We start from the raw sequence: 20,482 nt of genomic DNA on the forward strand, positions 1-20,482 counted from the left end.
CTGAAAGAATGCGGGAGACTGGATGTATATCAGAAATCTCAAATGGGGCGCTTCTCGTGGATTATTTTTTAGTGTCTTGTTGTGTTTGCTTTTGTCAGGATGTATGGTTGGTCCTAATTACCAGAAAACATCTTTTCGTGTTCCAGCAGTTTGGGGAGAAAAATCTGCACAGACTGCTGGGCAGCCCGTTGCGCTTGCCGGATGGTGGCGGCATTTGAATGATCCTGTTCTAGATGCGTTAATGGATTACGCGATTTCTGGAAATAATAATGTTGCTGTTGCCAAAGCTCGGGTACGTGAGGCGCGTGCGGGTTTAGGACAGGTTGTGGGAACTCTTTTGCCAAATGTGTCCAATTCAATTTCAGGAACCCGTAGTCGTTCTGGACAGTCTGATGCATTGTTCAACCAGTATAGTAGTGGTTTTGATGCAAGCTGGGAGCTTGATTTTTTTGGTGGGCATAAACGTGCGGTTGAAGCGGCGCGTTATGGCCTTGATGCGGCTGTGGAAGATATGCGCGCTACCATGGTGACATTACTAGGAGATGTGGCAACAAATTATGTGCAAATGCGTGGTTGGCAACAAAAGTTGTTTATTGTGCGGCAAATTGCTGTATCACAACGTAAAACTTATGAACTGATGCGCGCTAGATTAACAGCTGGTGATGTTTCTGAGCTTGATGTTTCAAATGCGCAAGCACAAATGGCAAATACAGAAGCAGATATATCACAGATGGAAGCGAATTTAGCAATGAGCGTTCATCGCCTTTCTGTCTTAACTGGTCGTGTGCCTACGGCATTGAAGGATCTTTTACAAAAAAATGCTAAGCATGCAAAGATTCCACAACCACGCTGGCCGATACCAGCAGGAATTCCAGCCGATATTTTGTTAACACGTCCAGATTTACGACGGGCAGAGCGTCAATATGCGCAAGCGACAGCACGGATTGGTCAACGTGAAGCAGATCGTTATCCATCACTTACTTTAACAGGCAATATTTCGACAGCAGCAACGGCAATTGATCAATTATGGAAAAATTCAACGATTGGCTGGTCTTTTGGACCTGGTCTTCGTTTTCCTCTTTTTAATGGAGGTCAGGTCGAGGCTTCTATTGCGGTAGCGCGCGCGCAGCGTGATCAAGCTTTTATTACTTATCGAGCTGCTGTGTTGGAAGCTTTAGAAGATGTAGAAAATGCGCTTGTAAGATTAACGAAGGAGCATCAACGCTTAGAAAAGCTAATCGTTGCGAATAAAGCTTCTCTTCATTCCTTAAAACTTTCACGGAACCTTTTTGAGAATGGAAATACCAGTTTTCTTGAATTGTTAAATGCTGATCGCTCTTATTATTCTGCACAAATGGCGCTTAAAGATAGCCGTGTTTCTTTGGTTACGCAATATATCACGTTGATGAAAGCATTGGGGGGGGGCTGGGATGGCGTTGTTGATGTATCGCGTCCAGAAGTCGTTGATAATGCACCTCGTTCGCGTGCAAAGGTAGGGAAATGAAAAAAAACTTACTCAAAAATTTCATTACAAAACACAAAAAACTTTCCTTCTTTTTAACTGCTATATTTCTCATTCTCTTGTTGTTATGGTTACGTTCTGTTTTTTTTGGAACATCTGCTCCAACTTATATAACAGCGGTGGTGAAACGTGGGGATATTGAGGAAAGTGTTTTAGCTTCTGGTCTTGTACGTCCTTACCGGTTGGTGGCTGTTGGTGCGCGAGCAACAGGGCGTGTGGTGTCAATGCATGTTTCCCCTGGGAGTGTTGTGAAAGAAGGCGATCTCTTGGCAGAAATTGATCCTACAGATCAGGAAAATGATTTAAAAAGAAAAAAAGCAGCATTATCGCATTATTATGCGAGTTTGGTAGAACAAGAAGCCTATCTTTCTCTTGCACAGAAAAATTTAGAGCGTCAGAAAAAAATGATTGAAACACGTGCGGTTTCACGTGCGAACCTCGATGAGGCTACGACACAGGTGAAAATACGCGAGGCGCAAATTGAACAACTTCGTCAGCAGATTGTGCAAGCACAAATTGATGTGGAGAGTGCAGAGGTTAATTTAGGTTATACACGCATCACTGCCCCTTCAGCGGGAACGGTTTTGGCAACAGTTGTGGAAGAAGGGCAGAATGTGAATGCGGTTCAGTCGGCGCCAACGATTGTTATTTTGGGTGATTTATCAAAGATGACGATCAAGGCGCAAATCTCAGAAGCAGATGTTCTTAAAGTCCGAGCTGGACAACCACTTTATTTTACAGTTCTAGGTAATTCACAGCGTCGTTATGAAGGCGTTTTAGAAAAAGTAGAGCCGGCTCCTGAAGCAATTCGTGCTGATGTGAGTATTAATCCTGGTATGGTGAGTGGTTCTAGTGCTTTAATATCATCGGCTATCTATTACAATGGAATTCTACATGTTGATAATGCGGACAATTTTTTGCGAACCTATATGACTGCTCAAGTTCATATTATCTTAGGGCACGCGCAGAATGTCTTGTTGGTTCCAAGTGATGCTTTACGCGATGAGACAAGAGAGCGTAAAGCATGGGTTTCTGTTTTGGTGGGGGAAAATAAGGTGGTTACTAAACAGGTGAGCGTTGGGTTGAATAATAAGGTTATGGCAGAGATTATTTCAGGACTTAACGAGGGTGATGTCGTCGTCACCAGTTCGTCTGATGGAGTGATGCCAGAGTCTTCTCACATGCATAGCGAAGACGAGAGTTAAAGCATGAGCACAAATCAAGCAGATGCTGTCTTCGTCTTGGAAAATATTGTGCGCAAATTTCCTGCGGGCGAAGCGTTTGTTACCGTTTTGAAAAACATCAATCTTACCATTAAACGTGGTGAAATGGTGGCAATTGTAGGTGCTTCCGGTTCAGGTAAATCGACCTTGATGAATATTTTAGGCTGTCTTGATCGTCCAACTTCTGGTCGTTATTGGATCTCTGGTAAAGAAACAGCTTCCCTTTCTGCGGATGAATTGTCGGCTTTGCGACGTAATCATTTTGGTTTTATTTTTCAGCGTTACCATTTGTTGAATGAATTGACAGCTCTTGGTAATGTTGAAATTCCGGCTATTTATGCGGGATGTGCCGTGGAAGCAAGGAAAAAGCGGGCACAGGATCTTTTAACGCGTTTGGGCATGGGTGATCGGATAAATCATCGTCCAAATCAGCTTTCCGGTGGTCAGCAACAACGTGTTTCTATTGCTCGGGCGCTCATGAATAATGCGGAGGTCATTCTTGCAGATGAACCAACTGGTGCATTGGACAAAAAGAGTGGGCAAGAAGTATTGCATATTTTGGATGAACTTCATCAAGAGGGGCGTACCATTATCATTGTAACCCATGATATGCAGGTGGCTGAAAGAGCAGAGCGTATTATCGAAATCAGTGATGGGGAAATTATTGCTGATAAACGGTCAAGGGTTGCAAAAACAAAAGTTGGTGGAAAATCTTTTCAGGAACAACAAAATCTAAAAGGCCAACAAAAACTGGGCTTTTTTCGTTCTTTTGTTGAGCGATTCCGTGAGGCGTTTGTGATGGCTCTGTTGGCAATGAATGCACATCGCATGCGGACTTTTCTAACAATGCTTGGGGTGATTATCGGTATTGGGGCGATTATTGCTATGGTGGCTTTAGGGAATGGTACACGAGAGAAAATTCTGGAAAATTTTAAAAGTTTGGGTACTAATACATTAACCATTTTTCCTGGTAAAAGTTTTTCTGATCCACAAGCAGAAAAAATAACCAGTTTGGTTGAAGCTGATGCAGAAGCCTTGTCTGGATTACCTTATGTTTCTGGTGTGACACCACAGATTTCAGCAAGCTCGAAAGTGCGTTTTGGTGCAGTTGAAGTCAATGCCATTATTGCGGGGGTGGGAGAACAATTTTTTCAGACACAGGGGCTCAAAGTTTTCAAAGGACAGTTTTTTGATCAAAAAAGTGTCCATGATCGGGCGGTTGATCTCGTGATCGAGAAAGAAGCATTGTCTGTTCTTTTCCCCCATAGCCATGAAAGCCCCCTTGGAAAGGTGGTGAATGTGGGTAATGTTCCTGCGCGTATTATTGGTGTTGTTGATTCGCAAAATAATGCAAGTGGAGATACATCAAATACTTTACAGCTTTATTTACCCTATACAACAGTGCAGACGCGTTTTCTTGGTACAACAGAAGTTCGTGCAATTATTGTTAGGATTGCTGATGATATTGATTCATATTTAGCGGAGACCATGATAAAACGTTTTCTCATTATGCGGCATGGCGGGGAGGATTTTTTCATTAGAAATTCTGAATTTTTCCGTGAACGTGTTATGGAGAGTACAAATATTTTAACACTTTTAATTTCTTCAATTGCAGCTATTTCCCTGGTTGTGGGGGGTATAGGGGTGATGAATATTATGTTGGTCACAGTTTCTGAGCGGATCAATGAAATCGGCGTGCGTATGGCAGTTGGTGCACGGCAAAGTGATATTTTACAGCAATTTCTCATTGAAGCGATTTTGGTTTGTGTGATTGGTGGTGGTTTGGGGATCTTGCTTGGACTTTCTATCGGTGGCTTGTTTCTTCTGTTTAAGGCACCTATTCATTTGGTTTATACTATTGAATCGATCATTATGTCTCTTACTTTTTCAACCCTCATAGGAATATGTTTTGGCTTTTCTCCAGCGCGGCAAGCTTCACGGCTTGACCCTGTTGTCGCTCTTTCACGCGATTAAGCTTTATCAATTGGGGCATGTTTGTTCGTGATGCTTTCCACTTGGATGAAGCATTTATGAAGCGAAACATGAATGGAAAAAGTTTAGCATTATTTGCTGCTCTATTTTAGAAAACGCTTTGTTCATTAATGGAGTGTACCACTAGAGGTGAACGTTTTATAGGGCACCCCATCATGTGAGATATGGTAGGCATATAAGGCATATAAGCCTTCTTGAGGCATTAAATGTTTTGAGAATGCATGATGAATATTTTAAATCTTTCTTGTCGAGTCTTATGGAAGTAAATCCTATTAAGGAGAAATTAAATAGAACCCGTTAGAATGAGATTGCTTGCAGACTGAATTTTGTTAAAAATTCTCGTCTTCTGAGATGTGAAGAGGAGGACAAATAAAATATACTGCGCGACGATTCTTAAGATTTAACCTAAAAAGAGGCGGGGGAAGTGAATAGTATATCTGCTAACAAACAAAAGAACAAAAAAGAAGGTTGATGCCAAAAACAGCTTAAACCTCCGTTCTTCCAAAAAAATGAACTGGTATCGAGATAGTTGAGCAGTTTAAGAGGTTTCGTTTAGTCTTTTTAAGATTTTCGGAAAAGAGGTTATGAGGATTTCTCACTTTTAGTTTTGCAGAAGGTGGTGCAAATTATAGGTGTTTAGGTTTATGCAAATAAATTATGATCGTGCTCAAGTTTTAAAATGTGACCTAAGACACAGCCATTTTCTGTTCCTTTATGCGAGTAACTTAGCTTTCTTTAGAATATTTTGTTTAAGGCATCGCTTTTTTCTGCCTTATCTCATGATTTTTGAGCTGAAGGATAAACAAGCCATTTGAGTTTCTAGGGTAAGGATGCCGTCAGATACTCGGTAGGGGGCGTGATCTTAAGAACTAATACCGTGAGATGCGGGTTTGATTTCATGAGTTTGGTGAGGAAGACAAAAAGTTTGAGAGGCGGATAGCTTCTTATTTTGAATGATGTATGAATGAAAGGGGCTTTCATTTATTGAAAAAGAATAAGCTCATATTCAGCAGATGTGAGATGAAGTAAGAGAACATCGTAATACCAAGCTGCAATTATGCTGCTAAAGAACATAATGGCCGCTAGTGATGAGCAATGGTATGTCTAGTTGGTATGGTATTCTTCCTCCTGCTACAAGTTCGATACGGAGCGCCATTGTGTTGCACATTAACACTCTTGTTTTAAAGAAACATTTCTCAAGGTATCCAAGCCTATTTTGCGACGCTGTTCATGGTAAATCTATTGGGCACCTCCATCTTTACGCTTATGAAGTAATAAGCCGGCACCATCATTATATTTGCCAGCTCGTGGGTGTTGCTGATAGACCTTGCATTAAGACGGTTCATAAGAGCCATTTTTAGTCATTTCTTGTACAGTTTTTCTCCACACACTCATCCCGCTTGTGATGTGCAAGCGGGTGGTTTTGATTGATTCAAGATAAACAGATTTGAAATGAGAAAATCTTACGTTATTCAGAGTTCTAATTTAATATGAATGACGCTATATTATCATTATAAATCAATATATTGTACATATAAAAAAGAATTCTAAAACCACCCGCTATAAAGTATAAGAAGCGAATAATTAATCTACGAAAGAACAAAAGACAAAAAAATATTCAAAAATCAATATTTTGAATATCACAACTAATATTTTGCGTATTTATAGTGAAATTATATGCATGATCGTTCGTAAAATGCGCTGTTTTGTGTGTGGAGTTTCTTCCTTGGTATCTTGTGTGTTCGCAGGTGTCTTATCCATTTCCTCCTCTCATTCTTAAGCTAAATCCTAAAATTATTGCGCACTTTATTGTGTATTCTTAACAAAAGGCAAAAAATATTTTCAAAATCATCACGCCTTACCGTTTATTTCCATAGGGATATAGACATCAATAAATGCATCATATGATTTGGGGGATACTCAAAAAGATCAAAAGATTCTCTCTTGTTGATTTAATTAAGCATAGAAGAAATGTCTTAAAATCAAGCAATTTTAAGCTTTTTTAAGTTTTTTGGGTAGAACAAGAGGCATTGACGAATTGGTTTAGATTCGATAGTTGAAGGTATTTTTCATTGGGGAGAAGCATGACGCTGCAATCGCTTTTACAGACATATCGTGATGAAGCGCGTACCGAACGAGATAAAGGTACATATTTTGAGCGTTTTGCTCTTGCTTATCTGATACATGATCCTCTTCAGTCTGGGTGTTATGAGAAGGTTCAAACCTTTAAAGATTGGGCTCGTGAAAATGCTTGGGATGGTCGGGATACCGGTATTGATCTTGTGGCAAAGCTTCGTGATGAAGAGGGATTTGCAGCAATCCAATGTAAATTTTATGATGCAGCCTATCGGATTAGAAAAGCAGATATTGATAGTTTTATTTCGGCATCAGGGAAAGCTCCATTCAAGCGGCGTGTTATTATAGATAGTACTGAAAGTACTTGGAGTGATAACGCTGAAACAATGATACGGGGGCAGGATATTCCTGTTATACGGATTAATCTTTCCGATATACAACAAAGTCCGATCCGTTGGGAAACTTTTGCAGCCCAGGGCAAAGTTGTTTTGGAGGATAAAAAGAAGTTGCGTCCACATCAATTGGAAGCATTGCGTGATGTGCGTTCTGGGCTTGCTCAAGCAGATCGGGGGAAGCTTATTATGGCTTGTGGTACTGGTAAGACATTTACCAGTCTTAAAATTGCTGAGGATTTGGCGGGTGAAGGCAAGTTTGTTTTGTTTCTTGTTCCTTCCTTGGCACTGATGTCACAGACGGTTCGTGAATGGACAACAGATGCAGGAATCGGATTGAGATCTTTTGCTGTTTGTTCCGATACACAAGTGGGAAAGCGTCGTAAAAATAGTGATGATGTTGCTGAAATTGATGTGTTTGATCTTGCTTTTCCGGCGACAACCGATGCTGCTAAACTTGCAGAACAGGTGGCGAAGAGTGTTGCAGATAAGATGACCGTGGTGTTTGCAACCTATCAATCTATTCAGGTGATTGCTGATGCTCAGAAAAACTATGGTTTGCCAACATTTGATCTTATCATTTGTGATGAAGCGCACCGTACAACAGGGGCAACGCTGGTGGGCGAGGATGAATCCAATTTTGTTAAGGTGCATTCCAATGATGTTATTCGTGCCAAGAAACGCCTTTATATGACAGCGACACCACGTATTTTTGGTGATAACGCAAAAAGTCGCGCGAATGAAGTTAATGCTGTTCTTGCTTCTATGGATGATGAAAAGCTTTTTGGTAAAACACTTTTTTATCGGGGTTTTTCATGGGCAGTACAAAATGATCTTTTAACAGATTATAAGGTTATTGTCTTAGCAATGGACGAAAAATTGGTCAGTTCCGCTGTTCAGAAGCGCCTTAGTGATAGCGATTCTGAGCTTATTCTTGATGATGCAACAAAGATTATTGGCTGTTATAAGGCTTTGACAAAACAAAATATGAAGGCTGATGTTGGTACGGATTTATATCCTATGCATCGTGCTTTAGCGTTTTGTAAAACTATTAAAAGTTCTGAACTTGTGCGTGATGAGTTTTCTGCGGTTGTTAGAGAATATCTTGATTATACAAAAGAGGATACAGAAAATGAGCATTTTCTGAAGTGTGAAATTGAGCATGTTGATGGCACTTTCAATGCGAAGGATCGTGGTGCATTACTTGACTGGTTGAAAGCTGATAGTGGGGATGATGTTTGTCGTATTTTGACCAATGCTCGGTGTTTGTCTGAGGGGGTGGATGTTCCGGCTCTTGATGCGATCATGTTTTTAAATCCACGCAAAAGCCAGATTGATGTTGTGCAAGCGGTTGGGCGGGTGATGCGTCGCTCTGAAGGTAAAAAGATGGGATATGTCATTTTGCCAATTGGTATTCCTCCTGATACTCCAGTGGAACAGGCTTTGAACAACAATGATAAATATCGGGTTATCTGGCAAATTTTAAATGCTTTGCGTGCGCATGATGATCGTTTTGATGCGACGATTAATAAGGCATCCCTCGGGCAAGATATCAGCAATGTGATTGAGATTATTGGTGTCACGCAGAGCACTGAGTTACAGGCTGTTACGGCTGTTGTAGACAATCTTCCGGTTCGCTCACAGCCTGCACGAGCGGGAATTGGAAGTCTGGAGCATGATTGCTTTCTTACAGAGCAGGTAAACGAGGAGTTTTCTTTCTGCGTAGATGAACTTTCTCGTGCGATTTTGGCAAAGATCGTTAAGAAATGTGGGACACGTGATTATTGGGAGGATTGGGCGAGCAATATTGCTGAAATTGCTAAGAATCATATCACGCGCTTAACAGGCATTCTGGCAGAGCCAAATACTGAGGCGCGTCAAGCCTTTGACAGGTTTGTGGCAGAACTGCGTGATGACTTAAATGATGCTGTTACAGAAGCTGATGCGATTGAGATGTTGGCACAGCATATTATCACGCGTCCTGTCTTTCAGGTGTTGTTTGAAGGCTATCAGTTCACACGTGAGAATCCTGTCTCGCGTGCTATGCAGCGTATGCTTGATGTGCTTGATGAGGCAAATCTTGATAAGGAATCCAAAGATCTGGAAAAATTTTACGCAAGTGTAAAATTACGAGCCAGTGGCATTACGGATCCAAAAGCAAAACAGAGGTTGATTGTAGAGCTTTATGATAAGTTTTTTCGTTATGCTTTTCCACGCACTGTAGAAAAACTAGGCATTGTTTATACCCCCGTCGAGGTTGTGGATTTTATTTTGCACTCTGTCAATGATGTCTTAGAGCAAGAATTTGGGCAAACGCTTGGCTCACCGGGTGTGCACATCATGGATCCTTTTACTGGAACGGGTACTTTTATCACGCGGCTTTTACAATCGGGCCTGATAAAGCCAGAAGAAGTGAAACACAAATTTTGTCGTGAAATTCATGCCAATGAAATCGTGCTTTTAGCCTATTATATTGCAGCCATTAATATTGAGACGACCTATCATGGTCTGATGGGGGGCGATTATGTTCCGTTTGAGGGAATTTGTTTAACCGATACATTCCAGCTTTATGAGCAAGAAAAAGACCTGATCAGTGATTTGCTGGTGGATAACAGTACACGTCGGGCGCACCAGAAGGAACTGGATATTCGTGTTATTGTTGGCAACCCCCCTTATTCTTCTGGACAAAAAAGTGAAAACGACAATGCGCAGAATATTGGCTATCCTAAATTGGATCGTCGCATTCGTGAAACCTATGCCGCTCAATCTAAAGCAAGCAATGTTAATGGACTTTATGACAGTTATATTCGTGCCATTCGTTGGGCAAGTGATCGCATAAAAGACTGTGGTGTTATTGGTTTTGTGACTGGTTCGGGTTATGTTGAAAAATTAGCAATGGATGGTCTCAGAAAAAATTTGAATGAGGAATTTTCGAGCATTTATGTTCTCAATTTACGTGGTGATATTCGCAAAAATATGTTGAGCAAAGGGCTTGCTCAAGAAGGACAAAATGTTTTCGGAAGTGGAAGCATGACAGGCATTGCTGTGACAGTGTTTATCAAAAATCCAAATGTCACTGAGCAGTGTGAAATTTACTATTATGACATTGGTGATAATCTCACGACAAAGGAGAAATTATCTCAACTTCAGCGGTTGGGTAGTGTTGGTGGTATCAAGCGTGAACACGGCTGGCAGATGATTACGCCAGATGAATATGGCGATTGGCTGAATCAGCGCAACAGTGATTTTAAAAAATTTCTGGCCTTAGGTGATAAGAAAGGCAGTGATAAAAAGCTCTTTGAAAATTTTTCTGGTGGGATACAAACTAGTCGTGATGCGTGGACATATAATTTTAGTCGTAAAGCTTTAGCAAAAAATATGAGCAATATGATTACTTTTTATAACAGTGAAGTAGAGCGTTTTAATAATGCCTACATACACGCTGATCGCAAGGCGCGTGCGAATGCTGTGAACGATTTTGTTGATACAGATACCCAAAAAATCAGTTGGAGCAGTAGTCTTAAAGAGGAATTGGTAAGAGGAAAGTTTTCTGAATTTGAAAGTAATTGCTTAGTTCAAAGTCTTTATCGTCCTTTTACACAGCAATGGCTCTATTATAATCGTATTTTTAACCATAGAGTTTTACAAATGCCGCGTATATTTCCATTAGAAAAAGCGGTTGAAAATAAGGTAATACAAGTTACAGGCAGAGGAGCAAGGAGTGGTTTTTCTGTTCTGATGACTAAGAATTTACCCAGTTTGGATGCAATGGAGAAAAATCAATGTTTTCCACGGTATGTTTATGAAGATGCTGTGTCCTTGAAAAATAAGGAGGGGGATCAGGTTCATTTGTTTGCAAATTTTGCAGAGGAAAGTAAAGAAACTGGTTTAGAGCGGCGTGATGCTCTTACGGATGAAGGGTTGGCTTATTTTAAGGCAGCTTATCCTGGTGAAATGATAACAAAGGATGATTTGTTTTATTATGTTTACGGGATTTTGCATTCTGAAGATTATCGTGCTCGTTATGCGCATAATTTATCTAAACAATTGCCGCGTATTCCAACAGTTAAAAAGGTAGAGGATTTTTGGGCTTTTGTTACAGCGGGGCGCAAGCTTGGTGATTTGCATATGAATTATGAAGAGATTGAACCCTATCCCGTTACCTATAAACAGGGAGATCCAAGAACTTGGGTGATTTCTGATGAGAAGAGTTTCTATCGTGTTGAAGCGATGAAATTTGCTGGTAAGCGTGGTGCTATTGATAAAAGCACAGTGATTTATAATGCGAATATCACGATGCAGAATATTCCTCTTGAAGCTTATGAGTATGTGATCAATGGCAGGCCTGCTCTTGAATGGGTTATGGAGCGGCAGGTTGTCAAAACGGATAAAGCGAGTGGGATTGTGAATGATGCCAATCGCTATGCTGTTGAAACGGTGGGTAATCCAGCTTATCCATTGGAATTGTTTCAGCGGGTTATTACTGTAAGCTTGGAAACAATGAAAATTGTGCGCAACCTGCCAAAATTGGAAGTGAGAGAAACTGAAAAGGTTAAATTATCCATTGTGCGGTAAAATAGCGCTGTGTCGTAACAAACTGGCACTATCACACACCTTGTCAGCTCGTGGGTATTGCGACAGCCCTTGGCACTTGAGACACGTCCATAAGAGGCATGTCTTTCTTGTACAGTTTTACGCTGCGCAGGCTCTCTTCCTTTGTGATGTGCAAGAAAATGGTTTTGATTGATTCAATAGAGAACAGATTTGAAATGAGAGAATCTGATGATATTGAGAGCTCTCATTCAAGTTGAAGCGTAATAAATTTCATTATAAATCAATATATTGTATGTGATAAAGCACCTTAGGCAGTGAGGTCGCTAAAATTATGACGCATGAGCTTTAGCGGCAGTGATGAATATTCTCAGGCAGGGTTTTCTTATCGAGCTTTATGTGAGTAAACCATATAAATGGAGAAGCTGAGTGGAACCTGTCCAGAGAAAGTGGATTGTTTACAAATCGTTGCTAATAAGAATCGTCGCCTTTTGAGATGTTGAGAGGAAATGACAATTCTCATGAAATCTGTCTTTTGAGATGTTCTGATATTGAAGTGAGCAGGTGGAACGCGTTAGACAAGAAGCTGAGTTATTATTGTTTACAGATCAATAGAGTTTAAAAATTTTCGTTCTTTTTGGGAGAGGAAACCAGACAAAAAGTGATCTTAGAGAGCGAAATGATTTCAAAAAAGATTGCGATAAAAAATGTAGGGTATTTGTCGCGGTGTGCGTTTTGAGCTTATTCCTATCTGTGATCTAAAATGCTCTTATGAAGATGCTTTTTAGAATAAGAGATTGTTACTAATATATTGACTTATAATGATAGTTTAATGTTCTCTCTGTTAAATGAGAAATCTAAGTATTATAAATTTTCTTATTTTAAATCTATTAAAATTACTTCTTTGCATGTCATATGAGGTTGGTATGTTCGTGTTTAAGAAAGGCGTAATGCATGCCTCTTACCAATTATCCCAAGAGGTTTAAGAGCTATCGTAATACTTGGGGGGTGGTAAAATATAGGGTGGGGCGGTTTGCATTTTTTATGAAGGGTAAGACAGTGGTGTAAATAGATTTTTATGACAAGTCTGGAGATCTTATGGCTGTCTGGGGGCTCTATTTACAAGAGCTTATATATTGGGATGGCATGTACAGATCCGCGCTGTGAGATATGTTTGGGATGTAAGAGATGTTTTGGGTGAACGTGCAAATACAGTGACACGTGCATTGGGATGTTCTGCGTTGTATGAGGGTAAGCTCTGTCGAGTTTTTATAGAGGCAACTCGTGTGGAAGGGTATGAAAGAAAGGTATGAAGCGGTTCGTGGGTGGCAAGGTTTTTAAAAAGTCAGAAGGATAAAGATTAGAATGCGGTTCTGATATAGACTTGGAGCGTTTTAATATATTGGAATATAAGAATGCGGATTTGATTGATCTGTTGTATTGCGCTTTCAGCATTGTTCTTTTTAACAGGATAGGCAATGAAATGGATATCAGGCATTAAATATTTAAGTTCTCGCATTGAGCGCCACACATGGTAATCATGGGTGACGATATAAAGGGTTTTATAGTGGTGTTTTTTGATCCAATCGGCGCTTTCTTTAGCATTTCCTCTGGTGTTAATCGCTTGATGCCCGATGTCAATACAACAGGAGATAAGCCGTGGGGTAATATGCATGTTGTGCATGAGACTTTTCAGATTGGTTGTGGTGTTTACGCCACTGATGAGGAGACGTGAACCAAACCCCCTTTGTAAGAGATTAAGTCCTGTCTCTATTCGGTTTTCTCCGCCTGTAAGCACGATAATGGCATCCGCTTTGGGGAGAGGTGTTGGGGGAGAAAGTCGTTCAGTTTTTTCAGAAAAAATAATAAAACCGCCCCAGAAAATTAAAACAATGATTGAAAGAGTAAGGGTTGTCGGTGGAAAATAGCGAAATAAAAAGCAGGGAGACCAATTATTATAGTGGGTCCGTTTTGGAAGAGGACGTTCTAAATTGTTTTGCGTCAATGAGTTGAAAGTATTGTAAGTCATAAAATTAAAATAAACCGTTTTCACATTGATCAATTTTTTTCAGTTGCGCTAAAATAGTCATGCGGTTTGTAAGGGTGGTAAGAAAAGAAACGAAAATAATAAGAAAAATGATTTTTCCGTAGGGGATGGAACTTATGGAAAGATGTCCAAACAAAGCTGTTACTTGGCTAGCTTCTACTCTTCCCAAGTTATAATTCGTCCAGAGACAAAAGGCTGAAAATAGAAATATGCTTGTGAGACCACCATATAAAGCACCACGCAGCGCAGTTTTAAAAAAATGCCAGTCAAATTGGCGAGCAATGAAAAGAGTTTCAGTACCAAGGAAATATAAGACATTGATAATATGTGTATTTTCTGCCAATGCATTGCGGGTGGCAAAAATGATGGTGAGGATAAGAGAGCCTAAAACCAATGCTAAAATTGAAAAACCAATGAAAACAGTGGTGTGTGCCATGGTCGCAAAACGATGAACCCAAACACGGTGATCATCAAATTGACCTCCTGGAATTTGGGTTTTAATGGCGTGATTAATGGCTGCAAAATTGATTTTTTCATCCCCATTCAGGGTCACAATGATGAGGCGGGGAAGGGGTAGTTCATTGACATTGAAGCCTGTTCCAAGCCATGGCTCCAGTAACTTTTCTGTAGCTTTTTGGTCAACAATTTTTGCATCTTGTACACCAGAAAATGTTTTAACCAATTGTACGGCATCACGGAGTGCTTTGTTGATATCAACATTGTCAATGGGGCGTATTTGTATTGTTGCTTCATAGCTAATCTGATTACTCCAATTTTGGGCGGCACGTTGGACCAAATCAACACCGATTAAGGTGAGGCTTGAAAGAAATGTCATAATAGCAATCACGGCAACTAATGCTTTTCCAGAAATATTACCACTGGGAATAATCGCTGTTGTATTTTTTTTATTGCTTGTAAAAATGGGGAAAGATTTATTCATGAATCGTCATCCGTCCGTTATGGAGAAGCATACGCCGTGCTGCAACTTGTTCCATTAAGGCAATATCATGGGTGGCAATGATAACAGCCGTTCCAAAACGGTTTAATTCAATAAACAAACGGAGGAGGCGTTTTGCCAAGGGCGGATCGACATTTCCGGTGGGTTCATCGGCAAGTAGAATTTCAGGTTGATCAATGAGTGCGCGTGCAATGGCTACCCTTTGTTTTTCCCCACCGGAAAGAACCGGTGGTAAAACATGAATATGATCTCCAAGACCTACCCAACAGAGAAGATCTTCCACTTCACTGCGATAGGTTGCTTCTTCTTGTCCTTTAATGCGTAAAGGTAAGGAGACATTTTCATAAGTGGTCATGTGGTCGAGTAAACGAAAATCTTGAAAAACCACCCCGATACGTTGTCGCAGCGCAGGGAGCTCTTGTCGTTTGAGTAATGCTGTGTCTGTTCCAAAGAGATCAATATGACCGCGGGTGGGTTTGAGTGCCAAAAACATAAGACGCATCAGCGACGTTTTCCCTGCTCCAGAGGCACCTGTGAGAAATTGAAATGATCCAGGAGGAATATGAAAGCTAATATCACGAAGGACCTCAGGGCCCATTCCATAGCGTAGGCCGACATTTTCAAAATGAATCACTTTTTATTATTACTCCTGATTTTATATTGCATCATTTATTCTAAAAACTCTTACTTTCATTGCTTTAGATTTTTGTTGTAAGCTTGTTTATTTTAGATTTCATGGTTTTCAATATTTTTTATACACCCTCGTTATAGATAAATATTTTTGCTCAAGAATATTATCACTTATACTTTCTTTTTTTAGCCTTATTTATGATTTTAGCAGGAATTTCAAAGGGATTCTAGCATAAACATCAGAACTATTTTTCCTTCTTACTCAGAAGCTTTTTTTGCACTGAGTGGACATTGGGTGATTTTAAAAAGCTATGTTGCTCTTTTTATCTTACTTTCTTATTCTTGTTCGTATCCCAATCCTGAGGTTTTGGCTTAAATTATTTCTTACCTCTCATGAAGAAAAGCGTTTGTTGTTAGAATGATTGAGCTTTTCATGAATTGTTTTGTTTTTTATTATCCTCGGTGGTTTTCGTAATAATGCTGAGATAATTTTAGCAAAAAACAAAAACCACCGTATGTTGTATTTCGTCGTGTTTTTTAGTTTTGTCGGTTGGCAATCAGATCTTCAACAACTTGTGGTTCGGCAAGAGTTGAAATATCTCCGAGAGTATCAAAATCGTTTTCAGCGATTTTTCGTAAAATACGTCTCATAATTTTCCCTGATCGCGTTTTGGGAAGCTGCGGAGCAAACTGAATTTTATCCAATATGGCAATAGAGCCTATTTCTTGTCTCACATGCTTGATAAGGTCTTTTTGCAATTCTTCACTTGGCGCTGTTCCTTCCATGAGAGTCACAAAACTATAAATTCCTTGTCCTTTAATGGGATGCGGGTAACCCACAATAGCTGCTTCTGATACAGCGGGATGAGAAACAAGAGCTGATTCAATTTCAGCGGTTCCTAACCTGTGCCCCGAGACATTGAGAATGTCATCAACCCGTCCTGTGATCCAATAATAACCGTCGCTATCGCGCCTACAGCTATCGCCTGAAAAATATTTTCCTTTATAGGAGGAAAAATAAGTTTGAATAAAGCGTTCATGATCTTTATAAAGTGTGCGCATTTGTCCGGGCCATGAATCACTGATACAAAGAGTGCCTTCTGCTTCACCTTCTAAAACATTGCCTTGGGCATCAACAATTTGGGGTTGAACACCAAAGAAAGGACGTGTGGCCGATCCTGCTTTGAGGGGGGTTGCACCAGGCAAGGGTGTGATCATATGCCCTCCTGTTTCCGTTTGCCACCATGTATCGAGAATCGGACAACGGTCATTTCCAATTATATGATAAAACCATTCCCATGCTTCTGGGTTAATAGGTTCTCCTACTGTGCCTAAAAGACGCAACGATGTTCTGTCTGAGTGTTCAACAAACGAATTTCCTGCTCCCATTAAGGCGCGGATAGCTGTTGGTGCGGTGTAGAGTGTATTGACTTGATGCTTGTCGACAATTTCCCAGAATCTGCCTTTGTCAGGAAAGGTTGGTGTGCCTTCAAACATTAAAGTGGTCGCACCATTACATAAAGGTCCATAAACCAAGTAAGAATGGCCGGTTATCCAACCAATATCAGCCGTACACCAGTAAACTTCATCGGGGTGGTAATCAAAAACATATTGGTGAGTCATCGAGGCAAAAACAAGATAGCCTGCTGTGGTATGCAAAACACCTTTAGGTTTGCCGGTGGAGCCTGAAGTATAAAGAATAAAAAGCGGATCTTCAGCATTCATGGGTTCTGCTGGACAAGCTGTTTTGGCATGAGCTATCTCTTCGTGGTACCAAAAATCACGCCCCTCTACCCATTGAATGGGTCCACAAGTCCGCCGTATAACCATGACTTGGTCCACATGCACGTTTTGGCGTGCTGCTATCTCAATAGCATGATCAACATTGTCTTTTAAGTTGATCCGTTTGCCGCCACGCAAGCCGTGATCAGCGGTAATCATAAAGGTTGATTCACAGTCAACAAGGCGTCCTGCTATTGCTTCAGCAGAAAAGCCTGCAAAAATAACCGAATGAATGGCTCCAATGCGAGCACAAGCAAGCATAGCATAGGCTGCTTCGGGAATCATAGGAAGATAAATGGTTACTTTATCGCCTTTCTTAATGCCACGACTTTTCAAAAGATTAGCAAAACGACAAACATGTTCATAAAGCTCGTTATAGGTTATTTTTTTATCATGATAAGGATTATCTCCTTCCCAAATGAGCGCGATTTTGTCTCCATGGGTTTTCAGGTGGCGATCAATGCAATTATAGGTAACATTTGTTATCCCATCTTCGTACCATTGAATGGAGACATCTCCGTTAAAAGAAGTGTTTTTTACTTTTGTAAAAGGTTTAAACCATTCAATGCGTTGACCATGTTTGGCCCAGAAGCTTTCTGGATCATTGATGCTTTCTCGATACCATTGTTGATAAGTTTCCTCATCGAGTAAAGTATTTTTTTTGATCTCTTCTGATATTGGATAAATTTTTTCAGTCATGTTTCCCTCTTTTTATTGTTTGGAAAAATCTGCCTCTGTATTTTTGTATGGTTATATTTGTGGCAGAGTTTTCCCAAAAGCTTTTCATTATGAGGTTAGACTAAATGACAAAGATTAGAATAGTCAATTTTTAAATCTGATACGTTTTTCTTAAAAAGGTATTTTATGCTTTTAGGATATTCAAATATGGCAAAGACTATTGCGGTATAGAGCTTTTTATAAACGCACAAAGGCACTAAAAAATATCATATAAAAAGGGAGATGAAGGTGCTTTATTGATTATCGCTTTAAATGTTTTTTATTTTGTATTCCCTTATTTAAAAAAGAATAAGTTTATTAATAATTAATTAAACCAAAATATCAGAAATAATGAAAAGAATTACTGTATATAAAGTTTATTTTATATTTACTTTCCAACTGTAACTACCACTTTTAAAAACCAATAGCATATATAGGGATAAAGACAATGAGAATACAAAACATTCTTACGATTTCATAACAAATATTCATTATAAAAAAATCCTGATTATAAGATGTGATCCACAATAGATATCTCTGAAAATTATTTTATGCACAGATGTAGATATTTAATTTTGGTATATTCTTACAAATATACTTACAAAATTATTTAACTTCAGAGATATCTTTGTCGCCATATGACCGAATGTGTTGAATGAACCAAACATATTAATTCTCCTTAATTATCCACATTAAAAGTAGTATCACAATGATACATTTCAAATGGTTATTACGTATTTTAGATCATTGTCAAAGATAAATTTTAAAAATGGAAATAAAAATACTATATAAATCATATATATGTTATGTATATATTAATTTTTTTCTTAAAAAGATAATAATATTATTTATAATATTTTAAAATATAAGAAATACCCCATGGTTTTTCTTAATTAAAGTTTAAAATCAGAAAAATTGCGCATATGAAAAGTTGAAGTTTTTCTCTTTGTTTACGAGAAAGATAAAGAAATATCGTTATTGAAATCGGTCTCATTGCCATTGTTTTTCTTGCATGTATTATGCGCACATGCATGGGATTCGTTCTTTTATTTTTCAGGCGAATATTGACCGTATGTTATGCTTTGTAGAGCATGGAAAGCCTCTATGCTATCGTTGATCTTATAGATTGCTAGCATGTTGTTTAGCGCGGCTCTTGGTGCTCTATTGGGTATTTGAGATGTTTATTTTGCTCAAGTGACTTACATGAAAGAGTTTTGTTACTGTATTATGCAACCATAAACCTCTTTTTGTCTGCTTTATGCCATTGGTATGTGGGGAAATTGTTTACGCATGTTGGAGAAGTTAAGAGAATGCGTGATTTTCAATGAAAATCATTGCGATAATCGTATTCAATATTCTTTTGCTATTAGTGATTTTGCGACAGTTTTTTCATTCATGCTCAACGCCCCTCTTATTATTTTGCTTTTATATAAGGATTTATTTTTTATGTTGCTTTTGCTGGAGAGGCGTTCAGAGGGGAGTAAAGTAGAGCCAATATGCGAGAATATGAGAGCCAAATTGTAATGCTATTTTGAAGCTATTGTACGTGTTGTGGATGTGCCGGTGAGAAATTTGAGAAGACCAGCTTTTTTGCTTATTTTGCTAACAGGATGAAAGAGGGACTGGAATCTTTTTTGCTAGAATTGCTCCTTTATTGAGATTGAAGGAAATATTTTTCTCATTTCTGCTGTTTTTGGCTTGTTCGTAGAATCTTCAATGGGAATTTATTGAAGGGGGAATAGATTTATATGAGGGGAAATTGCTTTACACAGGGCGTTTTCCAAATAAAGCGGAGCCAATGCGAAGGACATTAGAGCCAAACTGTAGAGCGGTTTTGAAATCACTGGACATACCCATGGAAAGCTTTGGAAGACCTGCTTGTTTTGCTAATTTTGCTAGAAGAGCGAAATAGGGACCGGGGTTTTCGTCGACAGGGGGGATGCCCATAAGTCCGATGATATCGAGTCCATAGTTGTTTTTGCATTGAGAAACAAAAGGGATCACTTCTTGGGGTGCAACACCACTTTTTTGCGGTTCTAACCCAATGTTGACTTGAACATAGCAGGGGAGATTCTTTTTTTGCTTTTGCATTTCTTCCATCAAAACTTTGGCTATTTTTTCACGATCAACCGTTTGAATAACATCAAAAATTTTGACAGCTTCAGCGGCTTTATTTGATTGTAGGGGACCGATGAGATGGAGTTTAATATTTTCAAATTGTTGACGTAAAGCAGGCCATTTTTGTGCTGCTTCTTGTACGCGGTTTTCTGCAAATAAAGATTGGCCTGCTTGCAAAAGGGGTCGTATATCAATAGCAGAAACAGTTTTTGAAACAGCGATAAGTTCAATTTCTTCTACAGGGCGTTGTAACTCTTGACATGTTTCAGCAATGTCTTTTTGAAGGTTTTGCCATGCTTCAATGGAAGGGGCATCGAGGGGCGTTTGTGTATTCATGTTTTTGTGCTTTACCTTTTTTGTTCAAGAGTTGGTCGTTTTTTTTAAAGTTTTATAAAATACTTAGGGAAATATTTCACGAAAATGTTGACGATGAGGTTAATCCATGGTCAAGCATAATAAAACAAGTTTTTGGTT

Annotated in this window: 9 protein-coding genes and 1 pseudogene; 4 read left to right on the forward strand and 6 right to left on the reverse strand. The window is 39.3% G+C overall.

Annotated features, from left to right (window positions below; all coding sequences use genetic code 11):
• The first annotated feature begins 22 nt into the window (after nt 1-22).
• From ACFIMA_RS02130 to ACFIMA_RS02140, 3 genes are read left to right on the forward strand one after another with little or no spacing between them, the layout of a single operon-like run.
• Nucleotides 23-1,504 carry an efflux transporter outer membrane subunit gene (locus ACFIMA_RS02130; protein WP_375613163.1) on the forward strand — a complete coding sequence of 494 codons (1,482 nt, stop codon included), beginning with the start codon at nt 23-25 and terminating at the stop codon, nt 1,502-1,504.
• Nucleotides 1,501-2,727: an efflux RND transporter periplasmic adaptor subunit gene (locus ACFIMA_RS02135; protein WP_375678124.1), complete on the forward strand. Its 1,227-nt coding sequence runs from the start codon at nt 1,501-1,503 to the stop codon at nt 2,725-2,727. The genes ACFIMA_RS02130 and ACFIMA_RS02135 overlap by 4 nt, the downstream gene beginning before the upstream one ends.
• A 3-nt stretch (nt 2,728-2,730) precedes the next feature.
• Entirely contained in the window at nt 2,731-4,719 is a 1,989-nt protein-coding gene (locus tag ACFIMA_RS02140) for a MacB family efflux pump subunit (protein WP_375632079.1), read from the forward strand.
• A 1,188-nt stretch (nt 4,720-5,907) separates the two neighbouring features.
• Here ACFIMA_RS02140 and ACFIMA_RS02145 read toward each other — a convergent pair.
• Nucleotides 5,908-6,092 (reverse strand): annotated as a pseudogene (locus tag ACFIMA_RS02145) (integrase); the annotation flags it as partial.
• Nucleotides 6,093-6,821: 729 nt separating this feature from the next.
• Here ACFIMA_RS02145 and ACFIMA_RS02150 point away from each other — a divergent pair.
• Nucleotides 6,822-11,780, forward strand: coding sequence for a DEAD/DEAH box helicase (locus ACFIMA_RS02150; protein ID WP_375693051.1), 4,959 nt, complete (start codon nt 6,822-6,824; stop codon nt 11,778-11,780).
• 1,336 nt (nt 11,781-13,116) lie between these two features.
• On the opposite strand, the gene ACFIMA_RS02155 is transcribed toward ACFIMA_RS02150, so the two are convergent.
• From ACFIMA_RS02155 to ACFIMA_RS02175, 5 genes are all read right to left on the reverse strand, one after another.
• The gene (locus tag ACFIMA_RS02155) at nt 13,117-13,785 is read right to left on the reverse strand and encodes a YdcF family protein (protein ID WP_375677816.1); all 669 of its coding nucleotides are present in this window, start codon (nt 13,783-13,785) and stop codon (nt 13,117-13,119) included.
• Nucleotides 13,786-13,789: 4 nt separating this feature from the next.
• Nucleotides 13,790-14,743: a cell division protein FtsX gene (locus ACFIMA_RS02160; protein WP_375613168.1), complete on the reverse strand. Its 954-nt coding sequence runs from the start codon at nt 14,741-14,743 to the stop codon at nt 13,790-13,792.
• Nucleotides 14,736-15,395, reverse strand: coding sequence for a cell division ATP-binding protein FtsE (ftsE, locus tag ACFIMA_RS02165; protein WP_273723097.1), 660 nt, complete (start codon nt 15,393-15,395; stop codon nt 14,736-14,738). The genes ACFIMA_RS02160 and ftsE overlap by 8 nt, the downstream gene beginning before the upstream one ends.
• A 533-nt stretch (nt 15,396-15,928) precedes the next feature.
• Complete coding sequence (acs, locus tag ACFIMA_RS02170) at nt 15,929-17,872, reverse strand: acetate--CoA ligase (protein ID WP_375693052.1); 1,944 nt, start codon at nt 17,870-17,872, stop codon at nt 15,929-15,931.
• Nucleotides 17,873-19,654: 1,782 nt separating this feature from the next.
• Nucleotides 19,655-20,344 carry a YggS family pyridoxal phosphate-dependent enzyme gene (locus ACFIMA_RS02175; RefSeq protein ID WP_375693053.1) on the reverse strand — a complete coding sequence of 230 codons (690 nt, stop codon included), beginning with the start codon at nt 20,342-20,344 and terminating at the stop codon, nt 19,655-19,657.
• Nucleotides 20,345-20,482: the final 138 nt, after the last annotated feature.

Origin of the sequence: Bartonella sp. AP88HLJMH, assembly GCF_042195605.1 — a bacterium.
Classification (GTDB): Bacteria; Pseudomonadota; Alphaproteobacteria; order Rhizobiales; family Rhizobiaceae; genus Bartonella.

Coding starts and splice junctions, on each gene's coding strand:
- ACFIMA_RS02160 (WP_375613168.1), bottom strand. CDS start 14,743: ATGAATAAATCTTTCCCCATTTTTACAAGCAATAAAAAAAATACAACA.
- acs (WP_375693052.1), bottom strand. CDS start 17,872: ATGACTGAAAAAATTTATCCAATATCAGAAGAGATCAAAAAAAATACT.
- ACFIMA_RS02155 (WP_375677816.1), bottom strand. CDS start 13,785: ATGACTTACAATACTTTCAACTCATTGACGCAAAACAATTTAGAACGT.
- ACFIMA_RS02135 (WP_375678124.1), top strand. CDS start 1,501: ATGAAAAAAAACTTACTCAAAAATTTCATTACAAAACACAAAAAACTT.
- ACFIMA_RS02150 (WP_375693051.1), top strand. CDS start 6,822: ATGACGCTGCAATCGCTTTTACAGACATATCGTGATGAAGCGCGTACC.
- ACFIMA_RS02140 (WP_375632079.1), top strand. CDS start 2,731: ATGAGCACAAATCAAGCAGATGCTGTCTTCGTCTTGGAAAATATTGTG.
- ACFIMA_RS02175 (WP_375693053.1), bottom strand. CDS start 20,344: ATGAATACACAAACGCCCCTCGATGCCCCTTCCATTGAAGCATGGCAA.
- ACFIMA_RS02130 (WP_375613163.1), top strand. CDS start 23: ATGTATATCAGAAATCTCAAATGGGGCGCTTCTCGTGGATTATTTTTT.